Source organism: Nocardia carnea, from assembly GCF_029868325.1.
Classification (GTDB): domain Bacteria; phylum Actinomycetota; class Actinomycetes; order Mycobacteriales; family Mycobacteriaceae; genus Nocardia; species Nocardia carnea_C.
The window spans coordinates 1-16,702 of sequence record NZ_JARWNW010000104.1; the positions used below are offsets into that span (position 1 = coordinate 1).

15 protein-coding genes and 1 pseudogene are annotated in these 16,702 nt (G+C 68.4%); 8 read left to right on the forward strand and 8 right to left on the reverse strand.

The features are described from left to right. From QH196_RS06925 to QH196_RS06950, 6 genes and pseudogenes are all read left to right on the forward strand, one after another. Nucleotides 1-259 (forward strand): annotated as a pseudogene (locus QH196_RS06925) (hypothetical protein); the annotation flags it as partial. A 235-nt stretch (nt 260-494) separates the two neighbouring features. Further along, a complete protein-coding gene (locus tag QH196_RS06930; RefSeq protein WP_280414982.1) occupies nt 495-1,328 on the forward strand; it encodes an NUDIX hydrolase in 834 nt (277 codons plus the stop codon). A gap of 11 nt (nt 1,329-1,339) precedes the next feature. Further along, nucleotides 1,340-2,128 carry an enoyl-CoA hydratase-related protein gene (locus QH196_RS06935; protein ID WP_280414917.1) on the forward strand — a complete coding sequence of 263 codons (789 nt, stop codon included), beginning with the start codon at nt 1,340-1,342 and terminating at the stop codon, nt 2,126-2,128. 72 nt (nt 2,129-2,200) lie between these two features. Then, nucleotides 2,201-3,175 (forward strand): class I SAM-dependent methyltransferase, encoded by a 975-nt coding sequence (locus tag QH196_RS06940; RefSeq protein WP_280414918.1) that lies wholly within the window; start codon nt 2,201-2,203, stop codon nt 3,173-3,175. Beyond that, entirely contained in the window at nt 3,176-4,672 is a 1,497-nt protein-coding gene (locus tag QH196_RS06945) for a THUMP-like domain-containing protein (RefSeq protein ID WP_280414919.1), read from the forward strand. It abuts the gene before it with no gap. 235 nt (nt 4,673-4,907) lie between these two features. Beyond that, entirely contained in the window at nt 4,908-5,552 is a 645-nt protein-coding gene (locus tag QH196_RS06950) for a GNAT family N-acetyltransferase (protein ID WP_280414920.1), read from the forward strand. A gap of 34 nt (nt 5,553-5,586) precedes the next feature. Here QH196_RS06950 and QH196_RS06955 read toward each other — a convergent pair whose 3' ends face one another. The 3 genes from QH196_RS06955 to QH196_RS06965 form a co-directional block, all read right to left on the reverse strand. Next, nucleotides 5,587-7,065 (reverse strand): hypothetical protein, encoded by a 1,479-nt coding sequence (locus tag QH196_RS06955; RefSeq protein WP_280414921.1) that lies wholly within the window; start codon nt 7,063-7,065, stop codon nt 5,587-5,589. Further along, nucleotides 7,062-9,095, reverse strand: coding sequence for a hypothetical protein (locus QH196_RS06960; RefSeq protein ID WP_280414922.1), 2,034 nt, complete (start codon nt 9,093-9,095; stop codon nt 7,062-7,064). The genes QH196_RS06955 and QH196_RS06960 overlap by 4 nt, the downstream gene beginning before the upstream one ends. Before the next feature lie 291 nt (nt 9,096-9,386). After that, on the reverse strand, nt 9,387-9,617 hold the full coding sequence (locus QH196_RS06965) for a hypothetical protein (RefSeq protein WP_280414923.1): 231 nt from the start codon (nt 9,615-9,617) through the stop codon (nt 9,387-9,389). A 156-nt stretch (nt 9,618-9,773) separates the two neighbouring features. Between QH196_RS06965 and QH196_RS06970 the strand changes: the two genes are divergently transcribed. After that, entirely contained in the window at nt 9,774-10,328 is a 555-nt protein-coding gene (locus QH196_RS06970) for a DUF1697 domain-containing protein (protein ID WP_280414924.1), read from the forward strand. Nucleotides 10,329-10,351: 23 nt separating this feature from the next. Here the strand turns inward: QH196_RS06970 and QH196_RS06975 are convergent, their stop codons facing one another. Beyond that, the gene (locus QH196_RS06975) at nt 10,352-11,101 is read right to left on the reverse strand and encodes an acyltransferase (protein ID WP_062979790.1); all 750 of its coding nucleotides are present in this window, start codon (nt 11,099-11,101) and stop codon (nt 10,352-10,354) included. Between the two features lie 207 nt (nt 11,102-11,308). On the opposite strand from QH196_RS06975, the gene QH196_RS06980 reads away from it, so the two are divergent. Beyond that, the gene (locus QH196_RS06980) at nt 11,309-12,619 is read left to right on the forward strand and encodes a PQQ-binding-like beta-propeller repeat protein (RefSeq protein WP_280414925.1); all 1,311 of its coding nucleotides are present in this window, start codon (nt 11,309-11,311) and stop codon (nt 12,617-12,619) included. A 71-nt stretch (nt 12,620-12,690) separates the two neighbouring features. Here the strand turns inward: QH196_RS06980 and QH196_RS06985 are convergent, their stop codons facing one another. Genes QH196_RS06985 through QH196_RS07000 form a run of 4 tightly spaced genes read right to left on the reverse strand, consistent with a single transcriptional unit; the run spans nt 12,691 to nt 16,564 of the window. Beyond that, complete coding sequence (locus tag QH196_RS06985) at nt 12,691-12,939, reverse strand: hypothetical protein (RefSeq protein WP_280414926.1); 249 nt, start codon at nt 12,937-12,939, stop codon at nt 12,691-12,693. Nucleotides 12,940-12,981: 42 nt separating this feature from the next. Then, nucleotides 12,982-14,244, reverse strand: coding sequence for a glycosyltransferase family 4 protein (locus QH196_RS06990; protein WP_280414927.1), 1,263 nt, complete (start codon nt 14,242-14,244; stop codon nt 12,982-12,984). Next, nucleotides 14,241-15,782 carry a glycoside hydrolase family 57 protein gene (locus QH196_RS06995; protein WP_280414928.1) on the reverse strand — a complete coding sequence of 514 codons (1,542 nt, stop codon included), beginning with the start codon at nt 15,780-15,782 and terminating at the stop codon, nt 14,241-14,243. Before QH196_RS06995 ends, QH196_RS06990 begins: the two co-directional genes overlap by 4 nt. Beyond that, complete coding sequence (locus QH196_RS07000; protein ID WP_280414929.1) at nt 15,779-16,564, reverse strand: class I SAM-dependent methyltransferase; 786 nt, start codon at nt 16,562-16,564, stop codon at nt 15,779-15,781. Before QH196_RS07000 ends, QH196_RS06995 begins: the two co-directional genes overlap by 4 nt. Nucleotides 16,565-16,702: the final 138 nt, after the last annotated feature.

Genomic DNA, 16,702 nt, shown 5'->3' on the forward strand with positions numbered 1-16,702 from the left:
CGAGAACAGCACCCTGCCCGGCTATTTCTTCCGCCCGGCGCCGGACAACACGCCGCGGCCCACATTCGTCATGGTCAACGGCAGCGACGGCGCGCTGAGCGGACTGTGGAGTTCGGGTGCATCCGGCGCGCTGGCCCGCGGGGCGGCCGCGGGTTCGGGGCCCCATTGGTCTCGTTCTTCACTCCGCCGCTCCTCCGCTTCGCTCCTCCGCTCTGTCGCTCCAGAACGAGACGGGCCCCGAACCGCGGAGGCTGCCTGATCGCATGCGGAGAAAGAGACTGGAGCCGGATGTGGACCGACCGGGCGGTATCCGAACCGGACGTGCCCGGTGGAGGCGCCGAGTTCAGCGGAGCCCATGCTCGCGGCCACTGGGGCCCGGCGCTGGTGGTGGGCGATCGGGCGCGGTCGAGGGCAAGAGTTACTGTGCAGGGGTGAGTGAGACGACTGTGCCGGAACCTGCCGAGGTGCCCGAGGCCAAGGACGCATCGACGGTGATGCTGGTCCGCGACGGTGCGGCCGGACCCGAGGTTTTCCTGCAGCGGCGGGCCGGGGCGATGGAGTTCGCGGCGGGGATGACCGCTTTTCCCGGTGGCCGGGTGGATCCGGTCGACGCGGAGGTCGATATCGACTGGGCCGGGCCGGCGCCGCGCTGGTGGGGGCAGCGGTTCGGGGTATCCGAGGAGCGGGCGAAGGCACTCGTCTGCGCCGCGGTGCGGGAAACCTTCGAGGAGTGCGGGGTGCTGCTGGCCGGCCCCACCGCGGACACGGTGGTCGCCGATACCGCCGGATACCGGCGGCAGCGGGAACGGATCGAAGGGCGCGATCTGACCCTGGCCGAGTTCCTGGCCGCGGAGAAGCTGGTCCTGCGCGCCGATCTGCTGCGGCCGTGGGCGCGGTGGATCACCCCGACCGTGGAGCGCCGCCGCTACGACACTCATTTCTTCGTCGCGATGCTGCCCGCGGGCCAGCTGGCCGACGGAGCGACCTCGGAATCCGACGGTGTGCACTGGTCCACCCCGGCCGCCGCGCTGGCCACCTGGAAAGCCGGTGACCAGGTGCTGCTGCCCCCGACCTGGTCGCAGCTGACCTCGCTCGGTGCTTTCTCCGACACTGCGGAGATCCTCGCCGCCGAACCCCCGATCGAACCTGTCCAGCCGGAATTCGGTCCCGTGGACGGGAAGATGCTGCTGCAATTCCCCGGCAACATGAGCTATTTCGCCGATATACCGGACACGTCCCGCCTGCAGGGGTCGAAGGGGATGCGCGATACCGATCCGTCGCTGCTGGGTGGTTCCGGGCGCGGCGGCTCCGGTTCGGGCGCCCGGTAGCGTATCGGCTCATGGCCGAATTCGTATCCCTGTCCCGGCTCGAACCCGATCACGCGGCCGGTTCCGGCCGCTGCGTGGCGGTGCTGCGGATCGCCCGGCCGCCGCTGAACCTGTTCGGCACTCAGCTGATCCGGGAGATCGCCGAGGCAGCCGAGGCCTGTGGTGCGGATTCCGGGATCGCGGCGCTGGTGGTCTACGGCGACGAGCGGGTTTTCTGTGCGGGTGACGACCTGGCCGAACTCGCCGCCCTACCGGCCGAACAGGCCACCGCCATGGCCGCCGATCTGCAGACGGCACTGGGCTGCCTGGCCCGCATCCCGCAACCTGCGGTCGCGGCGATCAGCGGGTATGCGCTCGGCGCCGGGCTGGAACTGGTCCTGGGCGCGGACCGGCGCATCATCGGCGACAACGTCAAGCTCGGGCTTCCGCAGATCGGCACCGGAATGATCCCGCTCGCCGGAATCCGGCGGCTGTCGATGCTTATCGGCCCGGGCGCCGCCAAGGACCTCGTCTACACGGGGCGTTTCGTCGAACCCGACGAGGCCGCGCGGCTGGGTCTGGTGGACCAGGTGGTCGCACCCGACGATGTGCTCGATTCGGCGATCGCCTGGGCCCGGCAGTTCAGCACCGGCCCGGCCCAGGCGCTGGCGGCCGCCAAAGCGGTGTTCGAGGCGGGACCGCACGGCCACGAACGGGCCCGCACCGAATGGGCACACCTGTTCGATACCGCCGATCAGCGCCTGGGAACACGGTCCTACCTGCAGGACGGGCCGGGGTTCGCCGAGTTCACCGGCGCCTGAACGAGGCCTGGACCACCCGGACCCACCCGGTGGTATCAAGCCACCCCCAAGCAAAGGATAGGCTCTCCGACCATGACGGTACGCCCCGACGACCCCGCACCACATCCGCACGCCACCGCCGCGGAGGTCGAAGCAGCATTCGAGGACACCAAGCTCGCCCAGGTGCTCTATCACGACTGGGAAGCGGAGACCTACGACGACAAATGGTCGATCTCCTATGACGAACGCTGTATCGAGTACGCCCGCGGCCGGTTCGACGCCGCGGTCGGCGAGGCGGACCTGCCGTACGAGCGGGCCCTGGAGCTGGGCTGCGGAACCGGTTTCTTCCTGCTGAACCTGATGCAGTCCGGGATCGCGAAGACCGGTTCGGTGACCGATCTGTCGCCCGGCATGGTGAAGGTCGCGCTGCGTAATGCCGAGAATCTGGGTCTGGATGTGGACGGCCGGGTCGCGGACGCGGAAACCATCCCCTACGACGACGACACCTTCGATCTGGTGGTCGGTCACGCGGTGCTGCATCACATCCCCGATGTCGAGCAGTCGCTACGCGAATGCCTGCGCGTGCTGAAGCCGGGCGGCCGGTTCGTCTTCGCGGGTGAACCCACCACCATCGGCAACTTCTACGCCCGCAATCTGGGCAACATCACCTGGAAGGCCACCACCGCGATCACCAAGCTCCCGTTCCTGCGGGATTGGCGCCGGCCCCAGGAAGAACTGGACGAATCGTCGCGCGCCGCCGCCCTGGAGGCCGTGGTCGATCTGCACACCTTCGACCCCACCCAGCTCGAGGATATGGCCCGTTCGGCGGGCGCCGTGGACGTGGCCGCGCATACCGAGGAGTTCGCCGCCGCCCTGTGGGGCTGGCCGGTACGCACCTTCGAGGCCGCGGTACCGGACGAGAAACTCACTTTCGGTTACCGGATGGCGATGTACCGGGCATGGCTCGGGCTCAGCTGGGTGGACGAGAACGTGATGCGTCGCGTGGTTCCGCGCCAGTTCTTCTACAACGCCATGATCACCGGGGTGAAGCCGGCCGCCGGCAAGTAGATGGGGTACGGCTTCAGCGCGGCCGATATCGCCTATCTGGCGTCGCCGCCGGGCGCGGCCGCGCTGGCCGAGGTGGCGGAGCTGGCGCTCACGACGGCCTCCCAGCTGCACGATGTGGCGGCGGTGCGCCGCGCGCACGGTGACCGGGCGCCGGCGCTGATCGAAACCGTGCGCCTGCGCCGCCGGGCAGCCGCCAAGCTGTCCGGGGCGCAGGACTGGTTGTTCACCGACGATGCGCTTCAGCAGGCCACCCCGACCCTGGTGGCCCGGCATCGCGCCACCCGCCTGGCGGGTCGCGATGTACACGATGTGACCTGCTCGATCGGGGCGGAACTGGTCGAGCTGGCGCGGGTCTGCCCACGGGTTGTCGGTAGCGATCTGGACCAGGTGAGACTCAGGATGGCGCGGCACAATCTGTCCCGCCCGGTGTCTCCGGATGATGCCCGATGGGGGCCCGGACCGGTATCGCGGCCCGGCGCCGGGCAGGAGTTCCGCAGGGACGAGTCGGCTTCGGAGGGATACGTTTCGGTGGCGCCGGATGCGGCGTGGTTGCCGGCAACCGGGTCCAGTGCCCGGCCGCACGCAGTGGAACCGGCCCGTACAGCCGACGAACTCCCGAACAATCGTGGGGGATCGACCCCGGTGCCACCCAGCGCGGCGGGAACGGCACCTGTCGACGCGCTGGGAGCCGTGCCGTTCACGGCGCCTGCCGACGGGCCGGGAGCGGTGCCGCCCGCCGGGGCAGGAGGAGTACCGACGAACACGCTCCTCGTCCGGGCCGATGCGCTGGTGCCGTGTACCGCCGGCACGGTGATCATCGCGGACCCGGCCCGCCGGGCGGGGGATAAGCGCACCTTCGACCCGGCCGCGTTGCAACCACCGCTACCGGATCTGCTGGCCGCCTATCCCGGCCGGGACCTGGCTGTGAAGTGCGCGCCCGGACTGGATTTCGATCGGCTCGGCTGGGCGGGGGAGATCGAGGTGGTATCGCTGGACGGGGCGGTCCGCGAAGCCTGCCTGTGGTCGGCGGGTCTGAGTGAACCGGGCGTCACCCGCCGGGCCACGGTGCTCACGGGCCAGGGCACGGTGACCACCCTGACCGACGCCGAGCCCGACGAGATCCCGGAGCAGCCACCGGGGGAGTGGATCATCGACCCGGACGGTGCGGTGGTCCGCGCCGGGCTCGTCCGGCACTATGCGGCCCGCCACGGCCTGTGGCAGCTCGACCCCCGGATCGCCTATCTGACCGGCGACCGGCTGCCCGCCGGTGTCCGCGGGTTCCGGATCATCGATCGGCTCGAGTTCCGGGAGAAGACTCTGCGCACCGAACTGCGGCGCCGGGAGTGCGGTGCCCTCGAGATCCTGGTCCGCGGTGTGGACGTCGACCCGGATGTGCTGCGGCGCCGGCTGAAGCTGACCGGTTCCGAGTCCTACGCGCTGGTGATCACCCGGATCGGCCGCGCTGCCACTGTCTTCCTGTGCCGTGCTTCCCGATGAGTGGCTCCGCGACTGCGCAGTGATGGCGCAATCGCTGGGGCCGTCCTCGCTCGACCCATTTTGTCCTGTAGTACCCACCGAAACCGCTCGTCCGGCCGTTGCCGCCGGTGTACCGGTGCGGCCGTTGCCGCCTGCTGAACCGGATCGAGGCTGGGCGCGCCCGCACCAGCCGAAATAGGCTGGTGCCGACCGCTCCCGTCGGTGTAGACAAGCTGTAACCGACCCGAGGAGTGCCATGCGAAGCGAGTTCTGGCAGCACCCACCCCGGCTCCGCGGCGACCATGTGCTGCTGCGCCCCCTCGAACCCGGCGACGCCGAGGAACTGGCCGCCGCCCACGACGACCCCGACACCCTGCGCTACTTCCCCGAGGGCATCGAATCACGGCCGCCCTCCGCCGAAACCGTGGCCCATGCCCTGTCCTCGGGACGCCAGGTACTCGTCCCGGTCGACCTGCGTGACAACCGGATCGTCGGCACCACCTCGCTCTACAACATGGAGGCACAGCACGGCCGGGTCACCATCGGTTTCACCTGGTATTCGCGCCGAGTCCGCGGCACCGTGATCAATCCCGAAGCGAAACTGCTACTGCTCGACCACGTTTTCGGCACCCTCGCAGCCCATCGGGCGGAATTCACCGTCGACGACCGCAATACGCGTTCCCGCGCCGCCGTCACCGCGCTCGGCGCGACACAGGAGGGCATTCTCCGGCAGCACGCCCTGCGGCGGGACGGCAGCCGCCGCAACACGGTGATCTACTCGATCCTCGCCGAGGAATGGCCGGCGGCCCGTGATCGGCTGACCGAACGTCTCGCGCGCCGCGTGGCCGAGACGGTGGCACCGGATAGGCGACCGGCTCCGCCGGGCTCGCCCGGACGCTGAACCGTCCGCCCGCGCCGGCAGCCACCCCGGCCCGCTAGCGGGATTCGAGATAGAGCGGTGGCGCGCCGTTTCTTGCCTCCAGGATCAATATGGGTTTATTGATCGGCAGTCCCTTGTCGTCGAAGTCGAGTCGCCCGCTGGCGGCGTTGAACGCCGAGGCCGAATACAGTTGTTTCATCGCCTGGAGGACACCGTCCGAGTCCACAGGGTCGCCGGGCACCCCGGCCGCGTTCCGGGTTGCCCGTACGGCCGTTACCACGGCGTCGTGTTCCATCACGGCCGCGAAATCGTGCACATCGCCATCGGAGAACTCGTTGTAGCAGACCGGGCCTTCGCACTCGGGTGAGAACAGGTCGACCGCGAACATATTGAATCCGTCGGGGTTTTCGCGCCAGGCATCCGGATGGACCAGCCCGGTGTAGCGTACCTTGATATTGGCTTCGAGCGCCTTCCCCGCGAGACTATCCGAGAGCTGGTAGTACGGCATATCGTCGGCGGTGATCACCTGGATCGGCTTCTCGCGGCAGTCGCGTTCGGTGAGCGCGGTGAGGAAATCGACGGCGTCGGCACCCCGGCCCGCGAAATAGATGGTGCTCGGCTCCCGGTCGCAGATATTCGGCATGATGGAGCGAAACGCGATCGACACCTGGCCGTATCCGGCGTCGTAGGGCTGTGGCCTCCCGGCGAATCGTTGCGAATCGCCGGGGAATTGCGATTCGAAGGCTTCGGCGAGGGTGCGGCCGTAACGGTCGGCCGGGTTGTCGTCGCGGACGATCAGGATTCGTTCGTCGCTGTCGGCGAGGAATTCCGCGGCGGCCCGCGCGTGTTGCGAGGCGGCCGGCGAAACCTTGAGGAAGGCACGCGAAGTCGGAAGATCATCGATCGTGAGTGTCGAGGCGATCACCCCGATCGGCTTTTCCGGTGCGGCCGGAGCGGTTAGCCGTTCGATGGAGTCGAGCGCCGGCTCGAGACTGAACGATATCCCGGTGACCGCGACGATATTGTCGGTCGTCCGGCGCGCCTGTATCTCGCGGACCACGAATTCCCATGAGGCGAAATCGCTGCCCGGGTTCGCCAGGAGTAAACGGATCTTCGGGCTGTGGTCCCAGATGCCGGTCTTGTTCGCGGCGAGCTGGGCCAGATGTGCGCCGGCCAGCCGGTGCCGGATACCCGACATCGTGACGAAACCTTCTTCGTTGTCGCCGGACGTCATCGGGGTCAGCAAGACGATGCTCACATACGGCTCACCGGATTCCACGACGGCGCTGTTCTCATCGTGGATGCGCTGTTCGAGATCGGCGATATCCGGTGTGAAACTCACGCTGCCGTCGCTGATTCCGACGCATTGACCGTTGTCGTTGCGGATGACACCGCCGCCGCAGCCGCCGTCGGCCCGGAAGCGATCGGGCAGCCAGATCACCGCGGCGACGACCAAGGCCACCACCAGGAGCCCGGCGGGAACCCACCACCATTTCCGGTAGCTGGGGGGCGGCGGCTGGATCAAGGTGGTCATCGATACCTCTCCGCTCGTTCGTACAGCAGCAGCGCCCCGCGGCCGAGACCTCGGGCGAGCTGCCGGAATTCGTTCTCGATGGTGCGATCGAGAATCCGTTGCGGATCGCCGAGCGGATCGTTGGACACCCACAGCGCCGCGATCAACCACGCCATTTCGTGTTCGGGCTCCAGACCGTTGTCCCGGACGATCGTTTCGACCTGGGTGAACGGAGTTCCTTCGGCGTCCGGGCGGCGTGGGGCCGAGGTGATCAGATCGAGATCGGAGAGCCAGTCGGTGGCCGCGGTGTGGCCGAACTCGGTGTGCCCGGGCAAGAACGGCCGCTCCAGGTATTCGATGGCGGCGCCCAGCTCGCCGAGCGCGAGATCGTGGTAGATGGCCGCTATTTCGGCTGCGGCCTCGCCTTCCTCGAATTTGCGCCGGTAGACGTCCCGGCAGATCGTATGGGTGCCCTCCCAGCTCCGGGGATCGTCCGGTTCGCGGTCGGCGAGTTCGCAGAGCAGGATCCGGCGCAGCCAGGTATCGAGCACCATCTCCGGTTCCGGCCCACCGCCGGTCCGGATCCACAGCCGGTTGCGCAGTTCCTGGAGCAACGCCTCCCCGTCCGGCAGGGCGGAATCCAGAATCTCCCGCTGATAGAGCACATCCACGGTGCGGCCCGCGGCGGCGGTAACCAGATCACGCAAGTTCTCGGCGGCCGCGAAATCGCCGAGCAATCGTTCGCGGGCCCGCTCCAGCACCGTGCCGGGCGCGTCGACCGGTTCCTGCAGGGGGTCGTGGTGAGTGCCTACCGCGCTGGTGAGGACGGTTCGCGCGCAGGCGAGTGGGTCGTCTTCCCCGGTCTGCTCCAGTGCGGCAAGGACATCGGTGGTTGCGGCGGCGTTCCCGCCGGTGAGGGCACGGACGAAATCCGCGACCCGGGGCACCGAGCGCATGCGCTGATCGGCGGCGAGATCACCGGTGGTCTGCGCGCTCAACCGGCTCAGATCCACCAGGTACCAGGGAAACCAGGACGCGGCCGGATTATCGGCGGACGCCCAGTCGGTGAAGATATCGGGTGGGGTACGCGGTTCCGGCCATTCGAGACCGCCGGTCCGGTGTTCGGGTTCGCGGCGTTCGGTGATATCGCTGAAGCGGTGCATGCCGGGACGGTGCCAGCATTCGCTCCAGGCGGGCAGCCACTGCGCGCTGGTGGCGACCACCACCAGCGGATCCGGTTCGGCACCATTACGCCGCCGCGCTTCGCGCAGGGTCTGCAGGAAATGCCGGCCCGAGGGGCTGTGCACATTGTCCAGTAGCAGTACGGAATTGAGGGTGCGCCCCGTGCCCCGCATACCGCTGTAGGCGTGGCGCAGATCGTGCAGGAATGCCATCCCGAAGATGGCGTCGGCCTCGGCGCGGGATTCGTCGTCACCGTGTGCCCATTTGGCGAGGTCGATCAGCATATCGTCGCGTTCGACCTCCTCGCCGGTGAGCCGTGGTCCCCGCTTGATACGCCGCCTGATGCTGAGCCGGTTCAGGCTCTGCAGCAGGCTTTCCACGGCCATACCCACCCACGGCGACAACCCTTCGGGCACCTGACCGGCGGCCTCGAGGATATCGGCGACGCTCTGGCTGCGCGCCTCCATCGGCTGGGCGCTGGAAACGACCTGACGCAGGCTCTGTAGCGCCGCCCGCCGGTTGTCGGCCTGCAGATGCAGCGTGCTGCCGACCGCCACGACACACAACCACAACTGCGGAAAGGTGATACTGCCGAATTGCGCGCGTTTGCGGCCGAGTTCGAAGGCGAGTTCGCCGAAGATCTCGCGTGGGGTGCGCTCACCCCGGCCCAGATCCACGTGGGCGAGTGGAAGTTTCGCGCAGCGCTGGGCGAGCGAGTGCAGCAGAACGGTTTTCCCGCTCCCGGGCGGCCCCACCGCGACCACCACCGGCAGCAATCTGCTCCGGCCGTCCGGCCGCTGGACCAACTGTTCGATCAGTTGGCCGGTGATCGGTTCCAGCCCATGCAGTACCGGGCCTTCTCCTGGCATCGCCCCTCCCGCGTTCGGCAATCGATATCCGGCGTATCGGTAACCGGTGCCACAGTGTGAACCGGCGCTCGGAGCGGGCCGGGTGAACTGCTGGACGATATCGATCAATGCAGCCATCGTAGGCAAATCCGCCCAGGCTGTTGGAGTAGCCATGAGATCGCAATATGAAACGGGGAGCCGCGCATTGCGTTTCGGCAGCGGCTACGGCATATGCGAGGAGGGCCGGTTGTCGACCGCCGAAACGCCCCGGGGAAGGTGAGAACAGCCCCGGGGTCGTCTCGGCGGTGGGGCTCAGCCCGCTGTGGACGGTCCCGAAATCGAGGCCGACAGCGACGACAAAAAGCAGAGGGGGGACGGGGGATACTGCATGGTGCAGACGAGCCCGATGTCCTCGGACGCCTGCGGCTCGACGGCGGGCTGTGCCTGCGGTACGAGCGGTACGGCCGAGGCGGTGGCCGCGCCGGCGACCGGGATCGCGAACAGGGCCGCTGCCAGCAGGCCGGCCCGGAGAGTGCGACGCATGATTACTTCCTTCCTGACCGGAGCGTACCGATCAGCAGCGAACGTAGTGCCGATTCCGGTCGCCGCCCAGCCCCGAGTTGCCCTGCCCGTGGTTTCGTGGGCAGGACACCGGCGCAGGCCACGGAGGATGTCGGGGCGCCGGGGTACCGTCTGCCCATGACCAGGTACGCGGCGTTGCTACGCGGCATCATGCCCAGCAATCCGAATATGAGCAACGAGAAGTTGCGTGGTGTGTTCACCGGGCTCGGCTTCGAATCGGTGGCGTCGGTGCTGTCCAGCGGCAATATCGTATTCGCCACCGAGCAGACCCCCGGCGCGGAGCTCGAGGAGCGCATCCAGCAGGCCCTGAACACCGAACTCGGGATCGCGGGCGGCACGATGATCCGCGACCATGCCGAACTACGCGCCCTGCTGGACCGCGACCCCTTCGCCGGTTACACCCACGGCCGCGAAACCTACCTGACCGTGACTTTCTTCAAGGGCGGCGCCCACTCCCGCGTCGAGATGCCCGCCGATACCGACCCGCGCACGAAGGTCGTCGGCTACGACGAGCAGGCACGGGCCTTTCTCTCGATCATCGACAACTCCGCGCCGAACACCCCGAATTTCATGATGTGGCTGGAACGGAACTACGGGAAGAACATCACCACCCGGACCTGGCTCACCGTGCAACGGATCGTGAAGAAGATGGAATCGCTGAAATCGCCGTAGCCTCGGCTACGGGTATGCGCGGGTCACGCGTCCTGCGCGACCCCGTTCTTCTTCCGTTCGATATCGGCCAGCGCCGCCTCCCGGGCGGCGCGTTCGGCGGCGCCGGCCTCCCAGGTCGATTTCCGGTTCTTCACCACCCGGGCGGGGGCACCGACGGCGATGCTGAAATCCGGGATCTCACCTTTCACCACGGCATGCGCGCCCAGGACACAGCCCCGTCCGACCCGGGTTTCGCGCAGCACGGTGACCTTGGCGGCGATCCAGGTGTCCGGTCCGATCCGTACCGGGCTCTTCACGATGCCCTGGTCCTTGATCGGCATGGTGATGTCGTCCATGCGGTGGTCGAAATCGGTGATGTAGCACCAGTCCGCGACCAGCGTCGATTCGCCGATCTCGATATCGAGGTAGGTGTTGACCACGTTGTCCTTGCCGAACACCACCTTGTCGCCGATCCGCAGCGAACCCTCGTGGCAGCGGATGGCGTTACCGTCGCCGATATGGACCCAGCGTCCGATCTCGAGCCGGCCCAGCCCGGGGGTGGCGTGAACTTCCACGCGTTTACCGAGGAAGACCATGCCGCGCAGGATCACGTGCGGATTGGCCAGCCGGAACTTGAGCAGGCGGTAGTACCGCACCAGGTACCAGGGGGTGTAGGCGCGGTTGGCCAGGACCCAGCGCAGCGAATCGCGGGTGAGGAAACGGGCCTGCCTGGGGTCCCGGCGCCGGGAACCCTGCCATCGCGTGCGCAACGGTGCGCCCCACATGCTCGTCACGACGTCTCTCCTGAATCTCTGGGCACCGAGCGGCGCCGCCCTTCGTGGTTACGCAAGCTGTCGCCTGCGGGCGCCGCCTGCTCCTGCCGGGTATCGCGTGGCCCCTACCGCCGAACAGCCTACTTTCGTGCTCCGCGGGCCCGGCCTATACCCTTCCGTTAATCTCACACATGGCCGGGGCGACAGGACGACGGAGGAGACCAGCAGGTGCGTATCGGCGGCGGCGTACGGACCGGGTCCTGGCTCGCGGTGATTGTCGCGGCGGTGGGTGTGCTCACCGCGTGCGGAACCGATGTGGACGACATCACTGTCGGCCGGGGGCTGGGCTGGCCCGCGGCGGGACACGAGGCCCGTAACAGCGGTAATACCCAGGTCACCGGGTCGCGGGCGTTGAGCCTGCAGTGGTCGCGTCCGGTCGGCGGGCCCATCGCCCAGCCGGTGACGGTGGGTTCGGAGGGGCAGATCTTCCTGACCACCCGGACCGATGCGAATTGTGACATCTACTCATACCAGATGCCCACAGGGCGTAAACGTTTCTGCAATCCGCTGGGCCCGCACGCCATCTACTCGCCCACGTTGCTCGACGGCGCGAGCAACGTGTATGTGGGGCTGGACAGTGCGGTCGAATCCGCGAACCAGCTGGGCCAGCCGCGCTGGCGTACACCGGTGGCCGGGGTACCGACCGGGATGCAGTTCACCGGTGACGGCCATCTGCTGGTGATCACGCAATCGGGTCAGGTCGATGTGCTGGAACGGCAGACCGGTAAACGGATGGTGCCCACCCAGCAGCTGCTGCCGACGCCCGATTTCCTGAAGACCCCCAATGTCGACTGGCCGCCCGCCGGCGAGGGGCTCGAAGACTGCGCCACCGGTGGCCCGAACTGCGCGGTGGCCACCATCGCCGCGATGGAGGTCGACTCCGGGCGGATCTATGCCACGGTGCGTAAACCGGGCGAACCCGATGCCGCCCTGGTGGCGTTGCGCTACGCCGAAGGCAAGGTTATCCAGGAGTGGAGCAGGGAGATCCTGGCCGGGGGCAGCGCCACCGATCCCGCCCTCTCCGCCGACGGGTCCACGCTCTACATCGGTGACAACAGCCGGCGCCTGCTGGCCGTCGATACCGCCGACGGGAAGCCGAAATGGGAAGCGCATCTGGACTGGGAGCCGCGCCGCGGGATCTCGGTCTCCGACGACGGCCTGATCATCCCGGCCGGCGACGACGGCTACCTGATGGCCCTGCGCGATACCGGCGCCAGTTACGAACGAGTGTGGGAGCGTAAGGATCTGGCCCTGCGCGGCGCTCCCGTCCAGACGGCCGGCGGTACCGGATACGTTCCCGCCGCCATCGGCGACGGACTGAACCTGATCACCTTCGATACCGCCACCGGCGCCACCCTCGACTCCGATGTCCTGCCCGGCGCAACGGGCACCACCACCGGAACGGCCGTGGGCGCCGAAGGGGAAGTCGTGGTCGCGACCCGGATCGGCGAGATCTTCACCTTCCGCGAAAAAGCCTGACACGGCTGCGCGACGGCGGCGCCCCGAGCCGGTCGATACCGGTACAGGACGCCGTCGGCGTGGTTACCGTCTCAGCCGACTCCGAGCGACGCGGACCCGTCGACCCCGGTATTCAGATGCCAGGGACCCACTGTGGCACCGGCGCCGGCGTCGCCTTCCACACTGCCGTCCACACCGGAGCGGTCGATCTCGGCCTCGGTTTCGGCCGACGTGCCGGCGTCGACACCGACCTGTGGGAGCGCAGTGGCGGTGGCGCCGGTGAACAGCAGCCCGCCGGCTGCGAGCGCGGGGAGCACAGCAATTCGAGCGATTTTCTGCAAGACCGTCCCACCGGGGCAACTCCGGTTTCTACCGGCCGTGGTTCACAACGGCTGGGCGGGGTCCCTTTCGGGGAGCGGCCGGCGGTCGATCTCGGGTCGGCCGAGGGGAGTGCGAACCCGGCGTTTTGCGCCGGAATAGACCCCGGCCGTTTCCGCGGCCACCACATCCCAGGCGAAATCTTCGGTGAGCCGGTCCCGGGCGGCCCGCGCGCGTTGCTGCGCGGCGGTGGGGTCGTCGAGGACCGCGATCACCGCGTCCACCAGGCCGTTGACGTCCGCGGGTTCGAACGAGGCGCCGGTCACGCCGTCGATCACGGCCTCGCCGAGGCCGCCCGCGGTCGAGGTGACCAGCGGTGTTCCGGTGGCCGCCGCCTCCAAGGCGACGATCCCGAACGGCTCGTAGCGGCTGGGCAGCACGATGGCGTCGGCGCCGTGCAGCCAGCCCAGTAGTTCGGCGTGGTCCAGCTGCCCGGTGAAATGCACTGCGCGCGCCACCCGGTGTACGCGGGCGCGCTCCCGCAACCATTCGAACTGGGTGCCGACCCCGGCGATGGTCAGCGTGGTACCGGGGTGGGCGCGGCGGATGCGGGGGAGCGCGGCGATCGCGTCCTGGATTCCTTTCTCGTATTCGAGCCGCCCCACATACAGCAGGCGCGGCGGCCCGCTGCGTGGCGGGCGGGCGCGAAACGACCAGGCTCCCACGTCGATTCCGTTGCGGATCACATGCACGGGCACCCGGTCGGGCCGGTAGAGCCGTTCCACCTCGTCCTGCATGGACGCCGAACAGGTGATGAGCGCATCCGATTCGTTGGCCAGCCACCATTCCACCGAATGCACCTGCCGGTTCACCCGCCCCGCGACCCAGCCGCTGTGCCGCCCGGCCTCGGTGGCGTGGATGGTGGAGACGAGCGGGACGTCGAAGTACTCGGCCAGCGCGATCGCCGGATGCGCCACCAGCCAGTCGTGCGCGTGCACCACATCGGGGGTCCAGCCTTCGCCGATACCGGGTTTGTCCAGTGCGACCCCCGCGCGCACCATCGCATGCCCCATGGCCAGGGTCCAGGCGAGCATATCCTCGCCGAAATCGAAGATCGGCGGATCTTCCGCGACCGCCACCACCAGCACGCCCTCGGCGACGAACGAATGGGTGGGGTGGGTGGCGGGGCTGGTGCCGGTGGGGCGCCGTGCGAGCACCACCACTTCGTGTCCGGCCGCGGCGAGCGAGGTCGCGAGGTGGTGGACATGCCTGCCCAGACCCCCGACGACCACGGGTGGGTACTCCCACGACACCATCAAGATCTTCATCGCGGTCCTTCTGCTGGATTGACGCGTAGCCTACGCGCGTCCAGGGCCGGGAACACGCCGTCGGCCGCGGCCCATCCGGCCGCCAATTCCCGGGCCCGCGCGAGTTGTCCCGCGCCGACGGCGCCCGCGATTTCGCGGACGGCGTGCGCATGCTGGTGAGCGCGGTCGCGGGCGTAGCCGGCGGCGGAATCCTTGCTGACCATGAACGCCCAGTCGCTGGATACCGCGAGGATGGCTTCGCGCAGGAGTTGATCGGCCACCGGGTCGCGGCCGATGGGCGCGGCCGCCCGCATCTTCGCGGTGGTGTCGAGCGCGAGCCGGACGATTTCCTCGTTCAGTTCGACCAGGTCGCGGACCTGGTCGCCCGCCCAGACCCGCCAATCCTTACCCGACCCCCACGAGGAATCGGTGAGCGGGACGGGGTCGCCGACGAACCCGCGTTCGCGGGCGTCCGCGAGGGTGCCGACGGTGACGCCGGCCTCGGGTAGCGCCCGCAGCACCTGGGCCAGCCACTGCGGGCCCTCGTGCCACCAGTGCCCGTACAGTTCGGTATCGAAGGCCGCAACCACCAGGGCGGGGCGCCCGATCCGTTCGGTCTCGGTGATGAGCCGCTCGCGTACGGTCGCGACGAAATCGGCGACATCCCGCTCGACCTGGGCCGCGGCGAGTGCGGGGTCGTAGGGCGCCTTGTCGGGCCCGGCGACGGTTTTCCCGGTGACCCGGGCGGGTTTGAGTCCGGTGGCGTGGTCGTAGTGATGGAAGTCCCGGTAGGCGCCGTTACCGGGGTAACCCGATTTCGGCGACCACACCCGGTAGCTGACCGTGAGATCGCGTCCGAATGCGACGACGGGGGAGTCGCGCACCGGCCGGCCGAGCGAGGTATCCCCGCGCAGAGCGGGCCCGTCGACCATGAAATGCGTCACACCGGCGGCGGCGTAGCCGTCTTCCATTCCCGGCGTGAACCCACACTCCGGTGCCCACAACCCCGAGGGGGTGTGGCCCCAGCGCAGGCGTGCATCGGTGAGACCTTCACGCAATTGGAAATCGCGCAGCCGTTCGTCGAGCAACGGCTGGAACGGATGTGCCAGCGGGCCGCCGAGCAATTCGATGGCATCGGCGTCGAGCAGCTGCCGCCAGACCGGCGCCGCCCCGTGCCGCCAGTTCTGTTCGAACTCGGCCAGCGCGGCCGCCGCGAGCCGGTGCTCGTGCCGGCCGAGTGATTTGTTGCCGGCCATGGCGGCCTCGTCGGCCCGCAACTGCCAGTTGCCGAGCCAGTGATGCATACCCGCCAGGGAGTGCGGATCGTCGAGTTGTGCTGCGAGAACAGGGGTTATCCCCAGCGTCAGCAGATGTGAGCGGCCCTCGGCGGCAAGCGTGCGCAGGACCTCGACGACCGGTAGATACGAGGCCGCCCACGACTGGTAGAGCCATTCCTCGCCGACCGGCCACCGGCCGTGATGGGCCAGCCAGGGCAGGTGTGAGTGCAGGACCAGTGTGAATTGTCCGGGTACCGCGTCGCCGGTGTTGTCGGCGCTCACGGTTTCACCGCTCGGGCGACCAGGTCGAGGCTGGCGTCGATATCGGCGGGGCTCAGCGCGAAATCGTCGACGGTGATAGCCGCGACGTCGGCGGTGAGTTCGGCCGGCCAGGGTTCACCGGCCAGTGCCCGCTCGATCTGCGCGTCGATGAAAGAGCCGCCGTGTTTTTCGTCCAGGGCACGCAAGCTCGGGCCGTGGTGCACACCCGTCATGAGTTCCACCCGGAAACCGGCTTCCTCGAGCAGTTCGCTCAGTTCGGCGGCGTTCAGTTCGCGCGTGTGAAACGGATTGAGCGGGGTGTCCCGGCCGGGGGAGAAGGTGATCCGGTTGGGGGTGCTGATGAGCAGTTCGCCGCCGGGGCGCAGTACGCGCAGGCATTCGCGCAGGAACTGCACCTGATCCCAAAGATGTTCGATCACTTGGAAATTCACCACGGTATCGACCGTGTTGTCCGGCAGTGGGAGAGCGGCCAGATTACCGCGGATCATCCGCACCCGGGGGTATCGTGCGCGCACATGCGCGGCCGCGCCACGGTCGTAGTCGAGCCCGATCACCGCGGTCGCGATCTCGGCGATCATATTCGCGCCGTATCCTTCGCCCGATCCGGCCTCGAGTACCACCTTGTCCGCGCACCGCGACAGCAGCCGGTCGTAGACGATCTCGTGCCGGCGGAACCAGTAGTTCTCCTCCGCGATACCCGGCACCGTCCGCTCACCGGTCAACGGCAGCGGCTCCAGTACGTCAGGGGTAGCCGGTGCGGCGGGAATCACAGCCTCGCTCATTGCGACGAGGTTACTGGTACTGCCCGGTACACGGGTGTCCAGGGAGGCCCTCCGGACGGCCGCGCTTGTAAGTTACCCACGAGTAACTTAACGTAGGGTAATGTCTCGGCCTGAGCTACTCACATGGACGTACGGCCG